Here is a 20866-nt window from a genome sequence, read left to right as displayed (position 1 = left end):
CCGGGCCCGGGGCGGGACGCGTTCGCCCGCTCAGGGCCGGGGCCAGTGCCGCCCGTCGAGGTCCTCGATGTCCTTGTTGAAGCGCCTGAGGCAGGCGGCGAAGACGGCGACCTCCTCGGGCGACCAGCCGGCCATGACCCGCTCCAGCCCGCTGATGTTGCCCGTGCGTTCCGCGTCGAGGCTGCGTTCACCCGCATCGGTGATGCGGAACTTGCGGGCGACACCTCCTTCCGGATCCGGGATCCGCTCGACGAGACCGGCGCGCAGCATGGCGGCGGTCTGCCGGTTCAGGGTGGAGGCGTCGAGGCCGAAGGCCTCGCTCAGCCGGCCGATGGACATCGGCCCTTCCATACGGATCCGGCTCAACAGGGTGTACGCGCTGCGATCGAGGTGCCCGCCGCCTCGCCGGGACACGTTCAGATGGAGGTGCCGCCCGAGCAGCATCGTCTCGAACTCGATCAGGTGCGTCGGCTTGTCCACGGTCCTTCTCTCGACCGCCTGCGCGGCATCTCGGGGCTCTTCACGGCACATATACCACCCGGCCGCCCGGTCGGGCTCACACGATATTTAGGTATGTTGACATATCTATTACTGGGTACCTATGTTGGTGGCATGCCCGACCCCCTCGCGCCCGACCAGGACATCGACCGCGTAGCCTCCGCGCTCGTGACGGTCCTGCCTGCCCTGCAGCGGGGTCTGGAGCGGAAGGTCGCACAGGAGTTTCCGCATCCACGGCTTCCCGACGGCCAGTTGGCGTTGTTGTTCCTCGTCGAGGAGCGCGAAGGGATCACCGTCCGGGAGACCGCCGAAGCCCTGCTCATGAAGCCGAACAACGTCAGCGCCCTCGTCTCCCAGCTCACCGACCGTGGGCTGCTGGAGCGCAGGCAGGACGCGGCCGACAAGCGGATCGCCCATCTCCACCCGACGGCTACGGCCCGAGAGCGGCTCGCCGAGGCGCGGGCGCTCAAGGAAGCCCATCTGGCAGGCGCGCTGCACGTCCTCACCGAGGGGGAGCTCGACGCTCTCGGTGCGGCTCTGGGCGCACTGACCTCATTGAACCGGCACCTCCACTCCCCCATCGGCTGATTCCGCCCACGGACACGGCCACGACCGGCGCTCCGGGTGCGGCAGCGGCCGGATGCCGCCATGTGTCCACGCCTGCGCCGCCGTCGTCGTAGCCGAGGCACGTCTTCACCCCACGTTTCACAGACAAGGCTTCCGCATGTCCTCCACCACCGTGGACACCTCCTCCCTGCCCGACAGCAGTCCACCCGACGTGCCCGGGAGCAGGCGCACCAATCCCTGGCTGACGCTGATCGCCGTCGCCATCGGCCTGTTCATGGTCAACCTCGACGGTTCGGTCGTCGCGATCGCCAACCCCGAGATCGGCCGGGACCTCGACGCCTCCACCGCCGACCTGCAGTGGGTCACCAACGCCTATCTGATCGCCATGGCCGCCCTGCTGATCCTGGGCGGCAAGCTCGGCGACCGCTTCGGGCGGCACACGGTCTACATGGTCGGCACCGCCGGCTTCACCCTGGCCTCGGTCGCGATCGCCCTCTCCGGTTCCATCGAGGGCGTCATCGCCTTCCGTGCCGTCCAGGGACTCTTCGGCGCACTGTTGATCCCCAACACCCTCGGCCTGCTGCGCGCGGTCTTCCCGCCCCAGAAGTTCGGCATGGCCGTGGGCCTGTGGGCCATGGTGGCGTCCTGCTCGACCGCGCTCGGCCCGATCGTCGGCGGTCTGCTCATCGAGCACGTCAACTGGGAGTCGGTCTTCTACATCAACGCCCCCATCGGCGTCTTCGCGCTGGTCTTCAGCCTGTTCGTCCTTCCGAAGAGCAAGGACTCCACGGGCAACCACCGCTTCGACGTGGCCGGCGTGTTCCTGCTCGCCATCGGCCTGGTCGCCCTGATCTTCGGCGTGGTCAAGGGAGAGACCTGGGGCTGGACCTCCGGCGGAACGCTGGGATCGATCGCCGCGGGTCTGGCCGTGCTGGCCGCCTTCTGCTGGTACGAGACGCGCCAGGAGCACCCGCTGCTGCCGATGCGTCTCTTCCGCAACCGTTCGCTGACCATCGGCACGCTCGTCACCGCGATCAACTTCTTCGTGATGCTCGGTGTCATCTTCTTCGTGATGCTGTACCTGCAGAACGTGCGGGGCTTCTCCCCGGTCGAAGCCGGCGTCCGCACCCTCCCGTTCAGTCTGGCCACCGTGGTGGCGGCACCGCTCGGCGCCGCCCTGACCCAGCGCTTCGGCCCCCGGCTCACCATGCCGCTCGGCATGGTCCTCCAGGCCGCGGCCACCCTGTGGATGCTGACGTGGGAGGCCGATTCCGCCTACGTCGCGATGTGGCCGCCGTTCCTCGCCATCGGTCTGGGCGTCGGCATGGTGATGTCCGCCTCCTCCGACGCCATCGTCGGCAACGCTCCGAGGAAGGACGGCGGCGTCGCGGGCGGGCTCCAGGCCACCTCACTGCAGATCGGTGGTGCCCTCGGCACGTCGGTGCTGGTCTCCCTGATCAGCGGCAAGGTGGGCTCCACGCTCACCGGTGAGCTGACCTCCGCCGGTGTCCCGGCGCACGCGGCGGCCGGCTTCGAGGAGGCCGAGGACGCCGTCGCCATGGGTGTCTCGCCCGTGTCGGCCGACATGCCGGCGCAGCTGAAGGCGGCTGTGATCGAGGGCAGCGGACACGCGTTCATGAACGGCGTGCACACCGCCGTGACCGTCACCGCGGTCCTGTGCGCCATCGGCGCGCTGCTGGCCGCGTTCGGCATGGGCAGCCGCACCCGACCGGAGGCAGTGGAGAGCTGACGACCCCCTTGACCGGCCCGGCCGGGTGCGGGAGGCGCGTGCCCGCGCCTCCCGCACCCGGCCGGCCCTCGTTCAGGGCAACGGTACGAACGACCTGACGGCCTCGCACAGTCGCTGGGGCTGGTCCTCGGGGATGAGGGTGAAGCTGTCGGCGATCTCCACGAGTTCGCCCTGGGGCAGCATGTCCGTCAGCCGCCGGCCGTGGGCGAGCGGCATGACCTTGTCCTCGGCCGCCCAGACGACGAGCGCGGGCCGGTCGAACGTACGCAGCGCTTCCGCCCATGCCAGGAGCTCGTCGCGGGGCGGCACTCCGAGCACGTACGCCCGCAGGTCCCGCCGGATCGCGGCGGAGGTCCACAGCGGCCGGAACCACGCGTCCATCACGTCGTGCGGGACCGGCCGTTTACTCATCCACCCCCAGGTCAGGGGAAGTCGGCGCATCGGCCTGAGCCTCAGCAGGGCGAAGGCGAGCCGCAGCCCGCCGGGCAGCTTCGCCGCCGTGTACAGATTGCGGCCGGGCAGGCCGGGCGGGAAGTTGTCGAAGGCTTCGCAGGACGTGATCACCAGCCTGCCGATCCGCTGGTCCCGGCCCTCCGCGACGAGGGCCTGCGCCCCGCCCCAGTCGCTCATCACCAGGGTGACGTCCCGGAGGTCCAGCGCGTCCAGGAACTCCGCCACCAGGTGGGCGACCCCGAGGACCGTCAGATCGGCGTCCGGGCGCATCGGCCTGCGGTGGGCCCCCAGCGGCAGCATGGGCACCACGCATCGGAAGTCGGAGCGCAGCCCGGGGACCACATGGCGCCAGAGCGAACCGTCCATCGCCACCCCGTGGAGCAGGACCACCACGGGCCCGTCGCCGCCCGTGTCCCCGTACTCCACCACTCCTGCGGAAAGCGTCACCTCGGTCATACGGCCAACGTAGGGCTTTCGCGGGCCGCGTGCGGCCCAACGGGGCGTCAGGGCTTGATAGCGTCGCCCGCACGACTACGGCAAGCTCCCCGCCGGGGTCGTCGCTCCGCCGGGCCGGGCCGCACCGACAGGGCGGCGAGCGGCGGCCGGTGCGCGTGACGGGGACGCACGTGGCAGGGACGATGAGGGCCTACGCATGAGCCTCCCGCAGTTGCACTACACCTCCGTGGGGTCCGGCGACGGGGTGCCCGCCGGACGGTTCACCGCCGTGGACCCCGCGATACCCGGGCCGGTGCGCGCGGAGGCCGCACCGCTTCTGGCGTACGACGCTCCGGCGGACACTCCCGAGCGGCTCACCGATGCCCGGCTCCGGGCGCTGCCGATGGCGTTCGGCTACGTCACGCTCTCCGACGGCAGCCATCTGCTGAGCCGTACGGTGGCCACAGGCGCGGGCCGCTTCCACGCGCACGCCGTGCATCTCCTGCCCGGTACGCCGATACCGGGCCGGGTGCTCCCGGTCGCCGCGTGGGGGGCCGCGGGGTGGCTCTCCACGACGCCGGACCGCATGCTGCCCGACCCGCTGACCTCGATGTCCACCACGCACGGCCCTTCACGAGGGCTCACCCGGGAAGGCCTCGGCGACTTCGCGGTGTCCCGCGGCCCGTGGCTCGCCGCCGTACTCAGTGATCTGCGCCGCGTGAGCGAGGACCCGTCGGCGCCCCCGGTCGTACTCGTGGAGCGGCAGAGCGCGGACGTGGCCCGCTGGGTCGCGCTGGCCACCGCCGTACTGCCCCCGGAGGATGCCGAGCGGCTCACCTTCACCACGTACACCCGGCACCCCGGACGCACCTCGCACCAGGTCGTCGGCGTGCTTCCCGAGGACGCGCCCGACGTCCGCGATCCCCGTTTCCGCGTGCACACCGCATCCGGTCAGGGTCCCACCGGGACGGTGGACGACGTCTGGGCGGTGACCGCGGCCCGGATCTGGCGCAGCAGGTCCCCCGAGCTCTTCCGGGCGGCGGCGGAACTGCCGGGTGAGCCCTTCGCCGCAGGGCCGCTCGCCGTCACGGCGCTCGGCGCCGGCATCGCACTCGGGTCCGCCGAGCGGGCAGCGGCGGCCGACTGGGCGGCCGTGCGGCCCTACGCGCTGGACGAGAAGGGCATCGGGCAGCTGACGGACGCACTCACCGTGCCCGCCGACGACCGCACGGCCGCGGAGTGCGCCGCGGCACTCCGGCTGCTGACGGCGCTCGACGGCCGGTGCCCCGCCGCCGTGACCGCGCCGCTGGCCGCCCTGCTCGTGACGGAGGCGGTACGGGGCGGCGACGTGACCCTGGAGCCGCCCGCGCGTTCGGCGTTCGCGGAGCCCGCCGGGGAGCGCGCGCTGGCCGCGCTGGTCGAGGAGCTCGGCGACGAGCTGCTGGCCGAACTCTCCGCCGGGGTGCCCCGGGGCGTAGCCCGGACCGTGCAGCTGCTGCGGATCACCCGGCTGCTCGGTGTCGACTGCGCGGAGCTGCTTCCGGGTGTCGTGAGCCGGCTGGCCCGCGCACTGCTCGACGACCCCGAGGCGGGCGCGTGCCCCACCCTGCCCGACCTGCTGGACGAGCAGTTCGACGTGCGTACGGCGCTCCTGGGTGAGCTGGACCGGCTCGCCCCGGACCACCCCACGGACACGGAACGGCTGTTGCTGCGGGCCCCCCTGCCGTTCACCGGGACGCAGACCCTGCCGCATCTGCGGATGTGCGCCGAGGCGCCCGGTGCCAAGGCGCGCGGCGCTGACCGGTTGGAGATCCTGCACACGGTGCTGCGCGCGGCGGGCATGTCCCCGTTCACCGAGCCCCTGGTGCTGCGGACCGCTGTCGGCCTGGTGTGGGGGGAGAACCCCCCGACGGCGGGCGAGGCCCGGTCGCTGCTCGGCGAGACCACGTCCGACGCCCACCGGACGGCCGGCACCTGGGCGCGCCTGGTCGACGCCGCGCTCGCGGCCCCCGCCGGCGACGACGACGCTGCCGAGCTCGCCCACGACCTGCTGCGCGGCTTCCCGCAGGAGATCGGTGCCCGGATACGCGCCTGTCTGCTGCTGCTGGACTTCGCGCGCGATCTGCGCTCCGGGACGGCGGAGCCCGGCTGGGTGGACCGCGCCAGGACGCTGCGCAGCCGCGCCGAACCGGCTGAAGCCCCGGCCGTGGAGCACGCGTTCGGCGCCCTGGCCGAGCGGCTGCTCGCTCCCGGCCGGCCCGAGGAGGAGTTGTACGCGTTCGTGCACAGCGGGGACGAGGACCTGATCGCGGCGTACGGCGGGGCGGCGCGTCGCGAGGCGGTCCTGGCCCTGCTGCGGACGGATCCCGCCTACGTGGCGGACTGCTTCACCGTGTGGAACGCCCACCCGCACGCGGGCAGCGACTGGACCCGGACCCGGACCGCGCTGCTGGAGGAGGTGCTGCGCCCCGCCGTGCGCGCCCTGTCCCCGGAGGGGCTGGCCGCGGCGGAGCAGGCAGTGGAGCGTGAGGGAAGCAGCCGTACCCTCGACGCGTTCCGCGCCTGGAACCGGCCGGCCCGCTCGATCGGGCGCCTGGGCAGGCGGATCGTGGGGCGGGTGCGCCGGGGGTGACCGCGGTGCGTACGGCGGTCCTCCGCCCTGCCGGGGAGAGGGCCGCCGCACCGGCGTCGCACCGGGCTCAGACGTTGGGCACCTTGAGCTTGTCCCAGCTGGCCTTGCCCGGGATGCCGTCCGCACCGCTGCCCGAGTAGCCCAGCTTGCGCTGCCACGCGGCGTACGACTTACGGTCCGCCTCGGACCAGTCCGGGCCCGGGCCGACCTCGTACCGTCCGCAGCCCTCGGCCACCAGTCTCTTTCCCATCGCCGTGATGACGGCGCTGCGCCGCCCGACCCGGAAGTACGCGGCTCCGGGGAACGGCTCGTACTTCGCCGGGGGTGCGGGGGTGGGCGGCTTCGACGGGCCGTCCGGTCCGCCCGCGAGGCGTGACCTGACCCGGCCGCGCATCGAGTCCATCGTGAACCCGCGCGGGTCGATCTTCCCCGGCTGCCACTCCTTGTGGCCGATCACCGAGTGCTGGTTCCAGCCGTGGGCCCGGCAGATCGCGGCCGCCGCCTTCTCGATGGCCTCCAACTGGGCTTTCGGCCACGGGTCCTTGCCGTTGCCGAGGTTGACGCACTCGAAGCCGTAGAAGTGGCGGTTGCCGTCGGTGTTGGCCTCGTTGTCGGCGGGCAGGGACGTCTCGTCGATCACCGCGCGCAGGACGTCGTCGTCACCGAGTCCGGCGTGATTGGCGCGGCCGTGGCCGACCAGGTGGACCGCGCCGTCCTTGGCGATCACCCCGTGGCACAGCGGGCCCGGAAGGCTCGAATGGCCGTCGTAGCAGAGGTCGACGGAGCTCTGGGTGCCCGAGGTCACGGTGTGATGGATCATCACACCGTGCACGGGCCCCCACGAGCCTTTGTGGTTACGGTTGTGTGTGCGCCAGCTCCGGTGCTCGACGACGTGCAGACCCTCGTCCCGCAGGGCCTTGAGCAGTTTGTCGGCGGACAGGGGCGTTGCCATCGTGGTGCTCCTTTACCCAGGTGATGCGTCAGTTCTCGGGCTGTCCCTCGTCGTCCTGCCCGGCCGTCCGGCCGTCCGAACCGGCGGCGGACGTCTCCGTGGCCTTTGCTTCCGCCTCGGCCTCCGCCTCGGCGGCCAGCGCTTGTCCGTCGGCCGCGGGGATGACGGCGGCCAGGGGTGCGAACGTCATGCGCAGGTCCGCGACCGACCCCTCCCCCAGCACCCAGGCCAGCGGCGCGTAATGGACGTGGACGCCCTTCGGTGACTGCAGCAGGGGGCGGCGAGCCGCGTCGGTGGGCCACTCGACCCCGCCGGTCACGGTCCGGGCCGGAACGGTCCAGAAGTCACCGGTCCGGTAGGTCCGGCCCGGCTCGAAGTACACGTCCACGCCGTCCTCCAACGGCAGCCAGCCGCCCTCCTCGACGCGGACCGCTCCGTGCCGCAGCTTCGCCGCCGACCGCTTGGTACGGCCGGCCCGCTGGTCCCACCGCCGCAGGTAGGGCTGGAGCTCAGGGCGCCGCCCGACCGAGGGGTGCGGCTCACCGGAGAGCCGTACCCGCCGTCCCGGCAGGTCGGTCTCCTCCACCCGCAGCAGCGGCAGCGGCTCGCCCCGGCTGGTGTAGCCGGTGTCCACGAACTCCACCTGGTCACCGACGGCGAGGCCGAGCTTGTCGTCGTTGCCGAGCGATCCCAGCTCCACCCAGGTCCCGTCGATCCCGTCGACCGGCAGCGTCACGGAGCCGTTCTCCCGCGACCATTTGAAGGTGGCGTCCTGCGCCGCGCCGCCCTGGTGGATCTCGACGCGGTACAGCTGGTTCTCCGGGCCCCGGTAGCGGGCGTCCGGCTCCACCAGGCAGGGGTCGTCGTCCGCGTGCGGGGGACGCTCGCCGCGCGCCGCCATCCGCGCCGTCGGTGCCTGCGCCGCCGTCCAGCGGGCGAACGCCTCACGAACCTGGTCCTTGGTCGCCCCGTCCTCCAGCTCCAGCCTCTCGCCGGGCAGCGGCAGCACCTGCCAGACGGTCCTGATCCTGGCCGCGGTGTCGGGCATCGCCGCACCGAGCGCGACCTCGCGCAGCAGCGGGTCCTCGGCCGCGGTCACCGAGCGTTCCCACACCTTGAGGCAGACGAGGTACGGGAACCGGGTGGGCAGCCGGTCGCCGGGGCGCTCCGGGTCCCGGTAGCCGTCCGGCTGGTCCCAGTACGTCCAGGTCGCCGGAGTCTCCGCGTCGTCGGCGGCGTCCTCCCCGGCCGGTACGCCGGGTTCCGGACGGGTCGCGTCCAGCAGGATCCCGTCGACGTAGTAGCGCCCGCCGCCGAGCGACAGGTCGTCGAGCTCCCGGCTGCCGCCCAGGAAGCCCACCTCGAATCCGGTGGCGCCCCGCGGGCCGCCGTGCTGCCCGACCAGGTCGGCCGTGGTGGTCCGGGCCAGGTGCAGCTGGATCGCGGCCTGTTCGTTGGCGTCGGCGTCCAGCTGGACGCGGCCTTGCTGGGTGAGGACCGCCGCGTAGTGCCGGTCGGGCCGGAAGGTGTCGCGGGAGAGATCTGCGTGCATGGGAAGGGGTCCCCCTCGGAAGTGCGTCGGTTCGGAAGAGTTCGGGGCGGGCGGGTCGGACGGGCGCGGTGAGGTCAGGTCCGGTCAGGTCACGGGGAAGATCCCGGCGTCCGTGCCGGCCGGGGTGTACTCGGCGAGCCTGGCCCGCAGGCTGTCCTCGCGCTGCGGTTCGTGGAGCTGGTGGAAGACCCCCATCTCGGAGCCGTCGTCGGCGCCCCGCCGGATCTGCCACGGCCCGCCGTCGGCGAGCCGCCCGTACGCCGGGGTGCCGTACCGCTCGCTGCTCAGCTGTGGACGCACCTGTCCGGCCTGTCCGGCGCCCACGAGGTCCGGCTGGCAGCGGTGGCGGCGCGGGGTGCGGGAGCCGGGCGGCACGTAGCAGTACCGCAGACAGCCGATGCCGCGCCGGGCCACCCGCAGCCGCCCGGTGAAGACACTGTTCTCGGCGATCCGGACCGCATGGGTGTGGACCTCACCGATGACCGTGGTGCGGTGTGCGTGCAGCACGGCGTGCGCGTGCCGGCAGTCCGGGGCGGACAGGGCCGGGAGGTCGTGGCCGGTGGCGTCCAGGATGCTGTCACGGATGTGGATCGGCAGCGGGTCGGTGCTCACCTCGTCACCGATCACCTCGATGGTTCCGAGAATGCTGCGGTCGATGGACACACAGGCGGTGGTCCGGTCCAGGACCAGGCTCGGCTCCTCGGGCGAGTGCGGGTCGCAGTCCGTCTCCAGCGACCAGCCGGGCACCAGGGTGCAGTGCCGCAGCACGACCGCGCCGACGGGGCCACTGACATGGAGCCCTCGTCCGGTGACCAGCAGACCGTCCAGGACGATCCGGGGGGCGTCGCCTTCGCCCCGCGTGCCGTCCTGCGCGCGGATGTTGAGCGCGTCGGGGCGGTTGCTGTACCAGTCGAGCAGGCGGATGACGGGACGGCATCCCTCGGCCGCCCGCAGTTCCAGCCGGTCGCCGCGTTCGAGGTCGAAGTCGAGCTGCTCCTGGTAGGCGCCGCTGTGCGTGATCTCGATGACGCCTTCGGCACCACAGTGCCCGGACCGCCGGTCGGTGCGCCACTGCTCGTACGCGTCCATGATCCGCTGGTGGGCCTGGCGGGGGCCGACCCGGTAGATCCGGGCGGCGGGCGAGGTGACGCGCTCGCGCGGGTACTCGCCGCCGCCGGTGTCGTCGCCGAAGGCGTAGTGGTAGGTGACCCAGACCCCTTGCCGGGGTGCCGAGCGTGTCCCGAAGGCGATGCGGCCCAGCACCGGGTCGACGGCCACCTGGCCGAGCCCGGGGCGGTAGCGCCAGCCGGACAGGTCCGCCACGACGATGTCCGACATCGGCACGGGCTCCGCCTGCCCGTCGCGCCAGACCGTGAAGCTCTTGCCCGGTCCGTAGTGGTCGGCGAGCCGGTCCGCGAGCTGCCGGCGGCTGATGGACGCCGGCACGTTGTCGACGGTCGCGGTGTGCGTGGCGGAGGGTTCCGGCACAGGGCGGGTCACCAGCCCGGTGTCGTTGCCCAGGATGGAGAACGTGTACAGGCTGCGGGCGCGGTCGACGCAGTACGCCGGTGCCCGGCTGACCCGGTAGGGCTTCAGCCGCCATACGAACAGCCCCACCCCGGCGGGGGAATGGCCGCCCCTACGCCGTGGCGACGCGGCCCGGCGCACATCGACGGACCGGGCCAGCGTGTCGAAGGGCCCTCCCACCAGGTCGAGTTCGACGCCGTCGCGTACGTCGGCCAGTCGGCCGCGTGCCGCCCTGCGTACGTCGTCGGCGGCCGCCCCTGTCCCGTACAGCCTCACCGGCTGCTGGTGGGAGACCAGCCGGGAGAACTCCACGGCCCTGGCCGGCCATCCGGCGACCTCCTGGGCCAGCTCCTCCAGCAGGGCGAGGGTGCCCTTGCGGCGGCGGTTGGCGACCGTGGCCGCGACGTCGCGGCGCGGGGCAAGCGCCTCGGCCAGCCGGGAACGGGCCTCGCCGTCGGCGGTGTCGCCCAGCCCGGCCGTCCTGACCCGCTCGTACCCGGGCAGCGGGCGGTAGCCGACCAGGTCGCCGAGGTAGGGCAGCACCCAGGGCGCGGCGGTCTCCACGAAGAGGTCCTCGTAGCTCTGGTCGACGCTGTCGCGCACCCGGTCGACCTGCTCGGCGATCACCGCGAGCAGGGCCCGCAGCGGCTCCCCGCCCTCCGCGTCCCGCAGCCGGTGCCACTGCGGGAGCAGCTCCGCGAGCCCGTCGGGTTCCCTGCTCATACGACGCTCCCTTCCTGGGTGTTCATGCGGTGACCTCCGTCAGGATCAGCGTGTCCGGGACTTCCGGAGACAGCAGAAGGAGCTGTGCGGGCCGGATGCCGCGGAAGACGCACACCGCGCGGCCCTTCTCCAGGCGCCGGGTGTCGGTGATGTCCGGGTTGAGCCGCAGCAGTTCGGCGAGGGCGATGCCGTACCGGGCGGCGACCGCGGTGAGCGTCTCGCCCTCAGGCGCCGTCACCCGGTGCACGTCCTCGTCGTACGTCGCGGGCCGCGCCGGGACCGTGGTCCGCGGTTCGGCGAGCGTGTCCGCGAGGGCGGGCAGACCTTCGGGGGTGAGGGAGGCCGGCACCGCGCCGAAGACGTCCACGTCGACGTGGTCGACCCCGGGCACGGAGTGGGCCGTCGCCAGCACGTCCGACAGGTGCGCGGGGCTGCCCAGCTCACGCCGGGAGCCGCCGAACCGGGTCAGCAGGGCCTGGCGCAGCCGGGGCTCGACGATCTGCCAGCTGTGGTCGCGGGTCACCTTCACCTTCGCGGCGACGACGAGCAGCAGCAGTTCGCGTACCTGTACGCGGACGGGCAGCCTGGAGTCGCCGTACCGGCTGAGCGAGGAGCGCAGTGCGGTGAGCACGTCGGAGTCGTCGGCGACCGGGAGGTCCTGGACACCGGTGACGGTGACGTGCAGCGTCCGCCGCCGGCCGTCGAAGAGTTCGCGTGCCGCCGCCCGGCCGATCCCGGCCCGGGAGCGGGCGAAGTCCTCGTAGTCGGTGACCGACACCAGCCGGTCGAGGGCGGACACGGCGAGCGGGATCGCGGTCCGGGTCCGGCCGGGGCCGTCCGCGTCCGCGCCGCCCGTGGCGGGCCGGGGGTTGGTGACCCCGGTGACGCCCAGCGGCCGGGTGACCGCCTGGGTGACGCGGTCGGCGCGGACGTTGGCCGCCCGGCCGGTGCCGAAGCGGTAGCGGGCCCGGACGTTCTCGTGGCCGGTGGGCAGCCGGGCGCCGTGCACGCCGTCGCCGAAGGTGACGGTGGTCCGGCCGTTCGCGACGCCGCAGACGTAGACCCGCTCGCGCGGGCCGCGCCCGGCGAGACTGTCGACCCGGTGCCAGAGCAGCCCGTCGACGCGTACGTCGAGGGCCGGGGTCGCGCCCAGCGGGTTGTCGGCGGGCAGCCAGGTCAGTGGCGCCTGCCAGAGCGCGAACGTCTGGTTGGCGAGGTCCGCGTCACCGTTGCCGATCGGTTCGTCCCGGCTCTCACCGTGGCCGGCCGCCACGACGTTGCCCCGTACGCGCACGGTGGCGCGCCGGTAGCGGTGGGCGAGGTCCGTCGTCAGGGTCAGCCGCGTGTGCACGTGGTCGCCGGGCAGCAGCGGGTCGAGGACCTGCTCGACGCCCGCGATGGTCACCAGTTCGGTGGCGGGCGCGGCGGTGACGTCGGCGCGCTCCCCGGACACGATCAGCGGCCGGCCCGGGCGCAGCCCGTCGTACAGCTCGGCCAGCTCCAGCTCGTTGCCGTGGACGTCCTCTCCGAGCGGCTCGTCGGCGAGCCGCAGCGCCTGCCCGCCCGCGTGGACGGTGGCGTCGCGGATCGTGGAGAGCAGTACGTCGTGCTCGTCGAGCCAGGGATCGGCCAGGGTCAGTTCCGTACCGCGGCCGGTGATGCCGAAGTCGGTGTACACGGAGGTGCGCAGCGAGGTGACCCTGGTGGTGACGAGGCTCAGCGCCGCGTCGCCGGGAATGCCGTCGGGCCCTGCGGCTCCCTTGCGGGGGCGCTCGACGACGACCCAGCTGCCGGGTGTGATCGAGTCCTGCACCGAGTCCAGGGCGAGCACCCGCCGGTTCGCGGGCTCGGGCACCGTGGCGACGCCGACGACCACGTTGGCCGGTTCGCTGCCGACCGTGTAGCGCACGGTCAGCTCGTAGCCCTCGTGCCTGACCTGCTGGTGGTCGCCGGGCGCCAGACGCCAGCTCCGCGGCTCACCGTTGTGTACGGCGACATGGACACGGCCGTCGTCCGCGGGCCGGGACACGAACAGGGTCCGCTCGGGCAGCCCGTCGAGGAACTGGGCGGTCACTCCCGGCTCCTGCGAGTCGGTGGGGCGTCTGTTCAGCCAGCTCAGATCGTGGTCCTGCGCGGTCCGGGTCATGACGGCGACCCGGCCGGGCCCGAGAGCGAACGTCGCCTCCGACGGCAGGTTCTCCGAGTGCTGGACGGACGACCCCGTCTCGGTGTGCTGGAACTCCGCGCGCACCGGGACCCTGCCCGCCGTGTCGAACACCACCCGCATCGTGGTGAGGGCGGAGCCGGTCAGTGGCCAGTCCGCCTGCCTGATCACCCGCCCCCGTGCGTCCTGCACCGGCCGCAGCGGGGCCGTCGCCCCGAACGGGGCGGCCGTCACCCGCATCGCCCGCACCTCGTGCAGGAGTGGCTCCGCGGTGGGCGCGGAACGCCGCCACGCCGGGTACATCCCGTCGGCGATCCGCGGATCGAGAGCGGCGAGCAGCCGCGCGCCCAGATCGGAGCCCGGAGCCGGTGTCCGTACGGGCACCGGGCCCGGCCCGCCGCGGGTGGGGCCCGCGACCTCGCCGCGCAGTGCGGGGAGCACCGCGCCGAGGGCCCGCAGCGCCGCGGACGCCGGTGCGGCGGCGCGCAGGGCGTCGGGCGCCGGCCGGGAGGGCTCCAGGTCGGTGGCCCGGTCGATCACTTCGCCGACCAGCGCCTCCAGCCGCTCGAACCAGGCGGCGACATCGGGGTACGCACGGGCGACGACCCGTGCCTCCGCCAGCCGTTCGTGGGGCTCCGCCAGTCGGGCGGCGAGGGCGGCCGGTGAGGTGACGTCATCCAGATCGGCCCGCAGCGGGGCGAGCACCTGGGCGTCGAAACCGGTGATGAACCCGCTGACCGGTCGTGGGTTGGGGTTGTCGGGCGTGGGTTCGCCGTCCTCCACCGCCCGCTCGTCCTCGGTGATCCACTCGCGCAGGAGTTCCACCAGTTCACCCGGTGACGGCGGGGCGGACCGCTGGAGTCCGATCCCCGTGACGTCGTCCTCACGGTCGACACGGAGCCGGGCCACGGTCCGGAGCAGCCGCTGCCCCGGAACCCCGTCTCCGTCCTGGCCCTTGAGGACGAACAGCAGCCGGTCCCCGGTCCGCAGAGCGGTCGTGGTGCCGGACACCAGGATCTCGGAGCGCCGGGTCAGATCCTCCTCGGTGAGCAGTGCGGGTCTGCGCCGGCGCACCGCCAGCTCGTTCCAGGAAGCACGGGCGACGAGATCGGCCTCCGTCTCGAAGACCTGTGACTCCTCCTCGGAGGTGAGGGGAACGCTGTTGCTGCGCGCCCCGCGCGGGACGAGCACCTCCACGTCCGCACCCCGTGGGTCCTTGTCCAGGGTGTACGCGAGATGGGTCCCGGCGGCGATGCCCGGCCTCGGGCGGTGCCCCACCAGGCGTCCGAGCAGCGCCAGGGAGCGGTGATCGTTCGCGGTGCGGACGTACGCCTCGTCCATGATCCGTTCGGAGTGGAAGGTCAGCAGGTCGCCGACGACGGCCCAGGAGTCCAGCAGTCCGATCGCCGGGTCGTCCGGGGTGCGGACCGTCAGTCCCCGCAGTGCCGGATAGGCCGGGGAGGCGAGCCGGTCCACCATGGCCGCCAGGAACGACCCGTGGTCCCCGACCCGGTAGTCGAGGCCGGTGCGCCCCGGTGGGTTGTACAGGGCCTCGGGGGCCCGGCGTTCGTCGTGTCCGCCGCAGCCGCAGCCGCCCGCGCCGCTCATCGGGTACCTCCGGCGAGTTCGATGGTGAGCCGCCCGTCGTCCGGGCGGTCCGGGTCGTTGTCGCAGCGTGCGATCTCCAGCGCGCCGAGCCGCAGCACGCCCGTCTCCAAGGCCGTGCCGTCTGCGTCGGCGTCGTCGAAGAGCCGGCGCAGGCGGGTCACCGTCACGCTCTCCACCCCCTGCACGGCGGCCGCTGCGGCCACCAGGCGGCTGAGCCGCACCGGTTCGCCGAACACCAGGGCGTCGGGGTGGAAGAAGCCGAGCCGCCCGTCGCGCAGCCGGCCTCGGCCCAGCAGCCGGTACAGCTCGGCCAGGATCTGCCCGTGCTGATGTCCGGGCACCGCACACACCGACAGGGCGATGTCCAGCGGTACGGTGCGCGCGGGGCCGACCACCAGATCGTGTCCGATCCGCCGGTAGCGCTCCAGTGCGTACGCCACCGAGTCGAGCAGCTCGGGCTCGGGGCCCGCGGCCCCCAGGGTGTCGACGGCGACATGGGCCTCCTGCACGCTGCCCGTCCAGCGGATCTCAGCCGCGGCCCGCTGCACCCCGGGGAGCGCTGAGGCCAGCGCCGCGTAGTCCTCGGCGGTCACCGCGCGCCGTACGGTGCGTCTCAGGTCGAGCGGGGCCAACTGCCGTACCTGTTCGACAGGTTCGGGTTCCGTGCCGCCGACCGCCGGAAGCGGGTTGCGTACCCCGGCGACGGGCAGCGGCTCTCCGGCGTCCTCCGTCTCAGGGTCGCGGTGCAGCACCAGGTGGTTGACGGCCTCCGCGCCGACGTTGCCCGCCGTGCCGCCGCCGAGCCGGTAGTGCAGTTCCAGCCGCGCTCCGGGCCGGGGCCGCGCGCCGTGCCGTCCGTCGCCGAAGCGCAGGGCGAGCCGCCCGTCGTCCTCCAGTTCACCCACGAACCGCCGGTCCCGGTGACCGGCCGCGAGCAGGTCGCGCCGCGCGGTCCACTCCTCGTCGCCGTCCACGGCCGTCACCGCCGGCAGCGCGGCCCGCGGGTCCTGGACCAGCGCCGCGGCGGGGCCTCGGAGCACCGGCTCGTCCGGATGCAGCCCGGCCGCGTGGCCGGGGCCCCAGGTCTGCGCGATCTCCCAGGCGATGCCGCCGTCGAGCACCGCGCCCGCCCGGGCCCGGGCCGTCAGCACCTGGAGCCTGCGCAGCTTGGGTGCCAGCAGCCGTTCGCCGCGGTGCAGCAGTTCCCGCAGCGCGCGCACGGGGTGGAGGTGCAGCTCCAGGTGCTCCAGCGTCCGCAGCCCGAAGAGCACGGTCAGCTCGTCGATCTCCGCCTCGGTCAGCCCGTCGCGGTCACGGGCGCTGCGCCACAGCTCCACCAGCCGTTCCCGGACCCGTCCGGGCACGGCGGCCAGCCGGTCGGCCTGCCCGGCCGAGACGTGCTCCGGCAGGGGGAACGGCGCCGCCTGGACGACGGGTGAGCGCTGGAGCACGGGGCGGAACCGGGGCCTGATGCCCGGGTGGACCACCTGGGCCAGGAGCGTCGCCAGCGCTTCGGCCTGCTCGTACGCCGTGCCCGGTACGACCTTCTCGCGGCGCCGCCCGGCGAGTTCGAGGCCGATTCCGGCACGTGTCACCTGCTCGTCGCCGACCTGCTCGGCCAGCTCCCGCACCTGTGCGGCGGTGAGCAGCCGTCCGCCCCGCGCCCGGTCCAGCCGTTCGGCCAGCAACCGGGCCGTCGCGTTGCCCGCGTCGACTGTCCCGCAGCCGGAGCCGGAGGGCTCGCAGGAGCCGGGGAGCGCGGGCTCCGGGGGCACGAGCACCGTCTCCGGCAGAGCTCCGCCGAACGTCAGCGACCTGCCGTGATCGACGAGGACCACGTTGCCGCGGGCGACGCTCACGTCTTCCACCGGTGCGCAGTCCGGCCCACCGCGTGTCGACAGGCACACGGGGAAGGCCAGCGCGTCCTCGCGGGCCCAGGTGACCTCCAGCACCGGCCGGCCGGCCAGCCGGTCCACGCCCGGGGTGACCGAGGTCAGCCGTACCGCCTGCCGGTGCGCGGGATCCGCGTCACCCGGCGTGCCCGAGCGGGGCCCTCGTACCTCCTCGAACACCAGCAGATCGCCGGGGGCCAGGGACAGCGAGCGCACCGTGCACTTCTTGTCGGTCCATCCGTCCCGGAGCGTCGCGGACACCGCGCCCCTCGGCAGGGCGCACACCTCATCACCCCATGTCCAGAAGCGGATGGTGTTGTGCGCCGGGCGCAGTTCGGCCGGTTCGGCATCCACCACCGGCTCGAACACCTCCACCGCACCGCGCTCGGCCAGCACCGCCAGCTCACGGTCCTCGAGGACGGTGCCGGCCTCGGGCCGGTCGCGGAGCCCCGGCGTGCGGATGTCGACCGCTGCGAAGCGGAACGTCCCCGGCAGCAGCGTCAGCCGCTTCGTCACCTCGACGGTGACCAGGGCCCGGGCGTTGCAGCCGTCGTGCATCGGGTAGTCGATCAGCCGTACGTGGCGGCGCACCGACACCCGCCTGCGGGCGGTGTCGAGGTAGGCCTCCGTCGCGACGGCGTCCTGGTGGTAGCTGATCCGGTCGGCCGTGTGGGCCAGCAGCTCGACGAGCGTGACGCCGAGGTCGGCGGGGTTGCGCTCGACCCAGTCGGGTGTCGTCAGCGCGAGCCGGTCGAGGATCAGGCGGCGTACGGACTCGTAGTCGCGCGCCGTGTAGTCGATGACGGGTGCCTCGGCCCGGGGCCAGGGGTCGCCGGCCCCTGGGTCGTCCGCGCAGTCGAAGGGCGCGGGACAGTCCGTGCGGAATGCGAACTCCGCCTGGAAGTAGCGCTGGTCGAAGCCGGGGTAGGGCTCGGTGCCCGGCCGTCCGTACGGGTCGGTCTCCACCACCGACAGCCGGTAGCGAGAGGTGTCCCCGGTCCGGTCGACGGTCACGAGCAGCCGGTCGTCGAGCTCCGGGTCCTCCTCCCGCTCCACGGTCACCTCGACTGCCTCGATGCCCGTGACACGGCGGCCGCCGTCGATGCGGACGTTCTCCGGGCACAGCCCGTGCGGGGCCTTGCCGAGGAACGTCACCGTGAGCGTCAGCCCGTCGTCGCCGGCCTCCACCGCGTCCACGCCGTGGAGCCGTGCCGCGCGCACCCTGCCACGCCTGCCGGCCGTCCGGCAGGCCACCTCCCTGCCCGTACCGCTCATGCGGGCCCGCTCCCTTCGAAGACCTCGTCGCGCCGGCTCCCCGTGGAGCGCACCACGTAGCGCAGGTACACCCGGACGACGTTGTCCTCGCTCACCACGTCCAGGGATTGCACATCGATCAGCTCGCCCAGCCAGCGCTGCAGCGAGGCCTGCACGGACAGCTCCATCGCCGAGGCCAGCTCAGGACTGTTGGGCGTGAACACCAGGTCGAGCAGCCCGCAGCCGAAGTCGGGGCGCATCAGCCGTTCTCCGGGGCTGGTGAACAGCAACTGCTCGACCAGGTCCCGCACATGTTCGTCGTAACCGGCGTGCGCCGTCCTGCCGCGCCGGTCGCTGCGGAAGGGGAACGCGAGGTCGCTGCGTACGGCCCTCATCGGCACGTCGCCCCCCGCCGGGCCGCGTCGACGACCGGTGGCCCCTGCGGTACGAGCGCCGCGCCGAAGCACTGGGCAGCACTCGTGTGCAGCAGGACGGGTACGCCGTCGATGCGCACGCCGCCCGGTTGTGGGCTCCACCGGACGGTGGTGCACGGATGCGGTACGCCGTCGACGGTGTGCGGGCACCCGGTCACCACGAAGGCGTCGGAGACGGTATGGACGGGCAGCCCGTCCAGGCACACGGCCGCGTGCGCGGAGGGGGCGCAGGCCCGGCCGCCGTGCGGGCAGTGCAGGGTCGCGGCGGCGCTGACGATGGTCGCTGAGGTGGTGGACAAGTCTTCTCTCCCCGTTGTCTGTGACTGCCTCACTGCTGTACTGCTCGTTGCTCACTGCTTCTTGGCCACGACCAGCCGGCCGTCGTTGATGTCGACCTCGCCACCGGTCAGCACGATCGAGGCGCCCTGGCCGTCGGCGATCGTCACGCCCTTCTCGTCGACCTGGATGTACGCCCCGGTCGCGGCCTGGAGACGGATGCCGCTGCCGCCGTCCGGCACGTCGCCCATGACGAATTTGTGCCGGTCGGAGGTCTGGATCACCACGTTCTGGTGCGCGGGCCCTCCGGTCAGCGCGTCGGGCGGGAGCTCGGAGGCGTCGCCGTACCAGCAGCCCGTCCAGACGGGGAAACTGACGTCTCCCTGCTCGAACTCCACCCACACACCGGCTCCTTCGGCGGGGACGACGTACTGCCCCGACCGGGGTCCCGTGAACGGCAGGCAGGGCATGGCCCAGGTGGACGTCTCGTCGCCGAGGACGTCCGGCACCTTGACCGTGACCCGGCCGATCCTCAGGGGGTCGGCGTTGCTCACGACCCTCCCCCGGAACTTTCCGAGAAACCGGTTGTTCGGTCCTGCAGCCATGCGTAGCTCTCCTGGTTCTTCTTCTCTTCGCCGGTCGCGGCCGTCACGGTCGTACGGTGCTGCTCCGGGCGATGAGGCCTTCGCGCGACAGCGTGAAGTTCTGCTGGTACGAACCGGGCCTGATGGAGTGGGTGACGGACTTGACGAAGTAGTCGCCGTCGTACGTCACGCCCGCGCCCCGGACCCCGACCAGCTCGCGCGGCCGCAGGATGTACCCGTGACGGTTCACGTCCAGCGACCCGGACCCCGAGATGGCGTCGGCGGACAGCGCGGCCCGCGCCAGCAGTTCCGCCTGCGCCTGCGCCGACTCCTTCTTCGCCGTGCCGGACAGCGTGCGCCGTTTGAGCGCGGGGGTGGCGCGACGGCCGAGCGGGGGGCGCAGCGGCCCGATGTCGGGCTGCGGCAGGAGCCGGCTGTCCCTGGTGGCCGGGTCCTGCACCCGGGCCTGCGGTTCCTCCCTGGCCGTCCCGTCGTACGCGAACGTCAGCTGGTCCACGGTCGAGTTGACGTCCATGTTCACGTTGAGCGCGTGCTGGCGCTGCCCGATACGGGCCTCCGGGCCCCAGACGGCGGTGGAGCGGCCGGGGCGGGGTCCGGGTTCGAGGTAGAAGGTGTAGCCGTTGGCCCGCGCCAGGTCGTTCACGTAACTCAGGTCGGTGCCGGACTGGTGGTCGACCCTCAGCTGTTCGCGCGGAGGCTGCTCGATCTGCTCCTGGAAGACGCGGGCCTCGATGCCGTAGTCGGCGTACTTGGCGAGGATGCGGGCGACGCGTCCGGAGGGCCGCAGATTCGGGTACCGGTCGGTACGCTCCTCCAGGTCCATGAGGAGCGTCAGGTCCTCCCCGGTCACCGTGAGGGTGGAGTGGCCCGGCTGGTTGCTGGCACCGACCTCCTGCCGCACGATCAGCCCGTCGAGCAGCACCCATGCCGTGCCCTTCACGCTCACGGAGAGGATCACCCGGGTCTTCGGGTCGAAGAACCCTTCGGGCAGCAGCCTCCGGGAGAGCGCGCCCTGCTTGGTGAGGTCGAACGCCATCTGGAAACCGCTGCGTTCGCCCGCGGTGGCGGTGATCTGCGCGGACAGCAGCGCCTCGGTGACTTCGGGCGGGACCGGCCGGGTCAGCCGGGGCCCCGTCTGCAGCGTGATGTGGATGGGCCCGCCTCCCACGGGCTGGTCAGACATACCTTGCCCCCTGGAAGCCGCCCGCGTACGGGATCGCGATGGTGCGCCCCGCCTCCTCGGTCAGCTCATGCGGGTCCAGCACGGGGTTGGCGTCGGCGATCTGCCACCACTGCCCCGGATCGCCGACGTACCGCTGCGCGAGCAGGTCCGGCCGGTCGCCGCTGCTGACGGTGTGCGGGGCGCTCTCGTGGGCTGCTTCACTCAGCGGAGGAAGTAACCTCCGCTTCGCATACCGCACTTCGGTCCCGTCGGCCATCCGGTGCACGCCGATCTCGGCGTCGTGGTACCGACTGGAGCGGGGGTAGGGGTGGGCGCCGGGTACGGCGTCCAGCGCGTTCTCGTACGGTTCGATCTCGGCCAT

15 protein-coding genes are annotated in these 20866 nt (G+C 73.1%); 3 read left to right on the top strand and 12 right to left on the bottom strand.

Features of this window, described 5'->3' with window-relative positions; genetic code table 11:
• Positions 1–30: 30 nt before the first annotated feature.
• A complete protein-coding gene (locus ACFYSH_RS12035) occupies positions 31–531 on the bottom strand; it encodes a MarR family winged helix-turn-helix transcriptional regulator (protein WP_388752105.1) in 501 nt (166 codons plus the stop codon).
• A gap of 81 nt (positions 532–612) precedes the next feature.
• On the opposite strand from ACFYSH_RS12035, the gene ACFYSH_RS12030 reads away from it, so the two are divergent.
• Both ACFYSH_RS12030 and ACFYSH_RS12025 read left to right on the top strand, forming a co-directional pair.
• Positions 613–1086: a MarR family winged helix-turn-helix transcriptional regulator gene (locus tag ACFYSH_RS12030; protein ID WP_359468256.1), complete on the top strand. Its 474-nt coding sequence runs from the start codon at positions 613–615 to the stop codon at positions 1084–1086.
• A gap of 136 nt (positions 1087–1222) precedes the next feature.
• The gene (locus ACFYSH_RS12025; protein WP_388752103.1) at positions 1223–2815 is read left to right on the top strand and encodes an MFS transporter; all 1593 of its coding nucleotides are present in this window, start codon (positions 1223–1225) and stop codon (positions 2813–2815) included.
• Positions 2816–2887: 72 nt separating this feature from the next.
• Here ACFYSH_RS12025 and ACFYSH_RS12020 read toward each other — a convergent pair whose 3' ends face one another.
• Complete coding sequence (locus ACFYSH_RS12020; protein WP_388752101.1) at positions 2888–3724, bottom strand: alpha/beta fold hydrolase; 837 nt, start codon at positions 3722–3724, stop codon at positions 2888–2890.
• A gap of 196 nt (positions 3725–3920) precedes the next feature.
• Here ACFYSH_RS12020 and ACFYSH_RS12015 point away from each other — a divergent pair, with 196 nt between their 5' ends.
• Positions 3921–6335, top strand: a complete 2415-nt coding sequence (locus tag ACFYSH_RS12015) for a GTPase-associated protein 1-related protein (protein ID WP_388752099.1) — start codon at positions 3921–3923, stop codon at positions 6333–6335.
• 67 nt (positions 6336–6402) lie between these two features.
• Here ACFYSH_RS12015 and ACFYSH_RS12010 read toward each other — a convergent pair whose 3' ends face one another.
• The 10 genes from ACFYSH_RS12010 to ACFYSH_RS11965 form a co-directional block, all read right to left on the bottom strand.
• The gene (locus tag ACFYSH_RS12010; protein ID WP_359473202.1) at positions 6403–7287 is read right to left on the bottom strand and encodes a peptidoglycan-binding protein; all 885 of its coding nucleotides are present in this window, start codon (positions 7285–7287) and stop codon (positions 6403–6405) included.
• Positions 7288–7315: 28 nt separating this feature from the next.
• Complete coding sequence (locus tag ACFYSH_RS12005) at positions 7316–8839, bottom strand: DUF6519 domain-containing protein (protein WP_359473200.1); 1524 nt, start codon at positions 8837–8839, stop codon at positions 7316–7318.
• Between the two features lie 84 nt (positions 8840–8923).
• A complete protein-coding gene (locus ACFYSH_RS12000; RefSeq protein ID WP_359473197.1) occupies positions 8924–11089 on the bottom strand; it encodes a hypothetical protein in 2166 nt (721 codons plus the stop codon).
• Between the two features lie 22 nt (positions 11090–11111).
• Positions 11112–14861 carry a putative baseplate assembly protein gene (locus tag ACFYSH_RS11995; protein WP_388752096.1) on the bottom strand — a complete coding sequence of 1250 codons (3750 nt, stop codon included), beginning with the start codon at positions 14859–14861 and terminating at the stop codon, positions 11112–11114.
• Positions 14858–18028: a putative baseplate assembly protein gene (locus ACFYSH_RS11990; protein ID WP_388752094.1), complete on the bottom strand. Its 3171-nt coding sequence runs from the start codon at positions 18026–18028 to the stop codon at positions 14858–14860. The genes ACFYSH_RS11995 and ACFYSH_RS11990 overlap by 4 nt, the downstream gene beginning before the upstream one ends.
• Positions 18025–18402 (bottom strand): GPW/gp25 family protein, encoded by a 378-nt coding sequence (locus ACFYSH_RS11985; RefSeq protein WP_359473189.1) that lies wholly within the window; start codon positions 18400–18402, stop codon positions 18025–18027. Before ACFYSH_RS11985 ends, ACFYSH_RS11990 begins: the two co-directional genes overlap by 4 nt.
• Entirely contained in the window at positions 18399–18740 is a 342-nt protein-coding gene (locus tag ACFYSH_RS11980; RefSeq protein ID WP_359473186.1) for a hypothetical protein, read from the bottom strand. The genes ACFYSH_RS11985 and ACFYSH_RS11980 overlap by 4 nt, the downstream gene beginning before the upstream one ends.
• Before the next feature lie 51 nt (positions 18741–18791).
• Positions 18792–19322 carry a phage baseplate assembly protein V gene (locus ACFYSH_RS11975; protein ID WP_359473183.1) on the bottom strand — a complete coding sequence of 177 codons (531 nt, stop codon included), beginning with the start codon at positions 19320–19322 and terminating at the stop codon, positions 18792–18794.
• Between the two features lie 43 nt (positions 19323–19365).
• Complete coding sequence (locus tag ACFYSH_RS11970) at positions 19366–20505, bottom strand: hypothetical protein (RefSeq protein WP_388752091.1); 1140 nt, start codon at positions 20503–20505, stop codon at positions 19366–19368.
• Positions 20498–20866 carry a hypothetical protein gene (locus tag ACFYSH_RS11965; RefSeq protein WP_388752089.1) on the bottom strand — a complete coding sequence of 123 codons (369 nt, stop codon included), beginning with the start codon at positions 20864–20866 and terminating at the stop codon, positions 20498–20500. Before ACFYSH_RS11965 ends, ACFYSH_RS11970 begins: the two co-directional genes overlap by 8 nt.

It is taken from the genome of Streptomyces sp. NPDC005791 (genome assembly GCF_042871485.1).
In the GTDB taxonomy this organism is placed as follows: domain Bacteria; phylum Actinomycetota; class Actinomycetes; order Streptomycetales; family Streptomycetaceae; genus Streptomyces.
The sequence above is the reverse complement of the archived record's forward strand: the minus strand, read 5'-3'. Positions and strand labels throughout refer to the sequence as shown.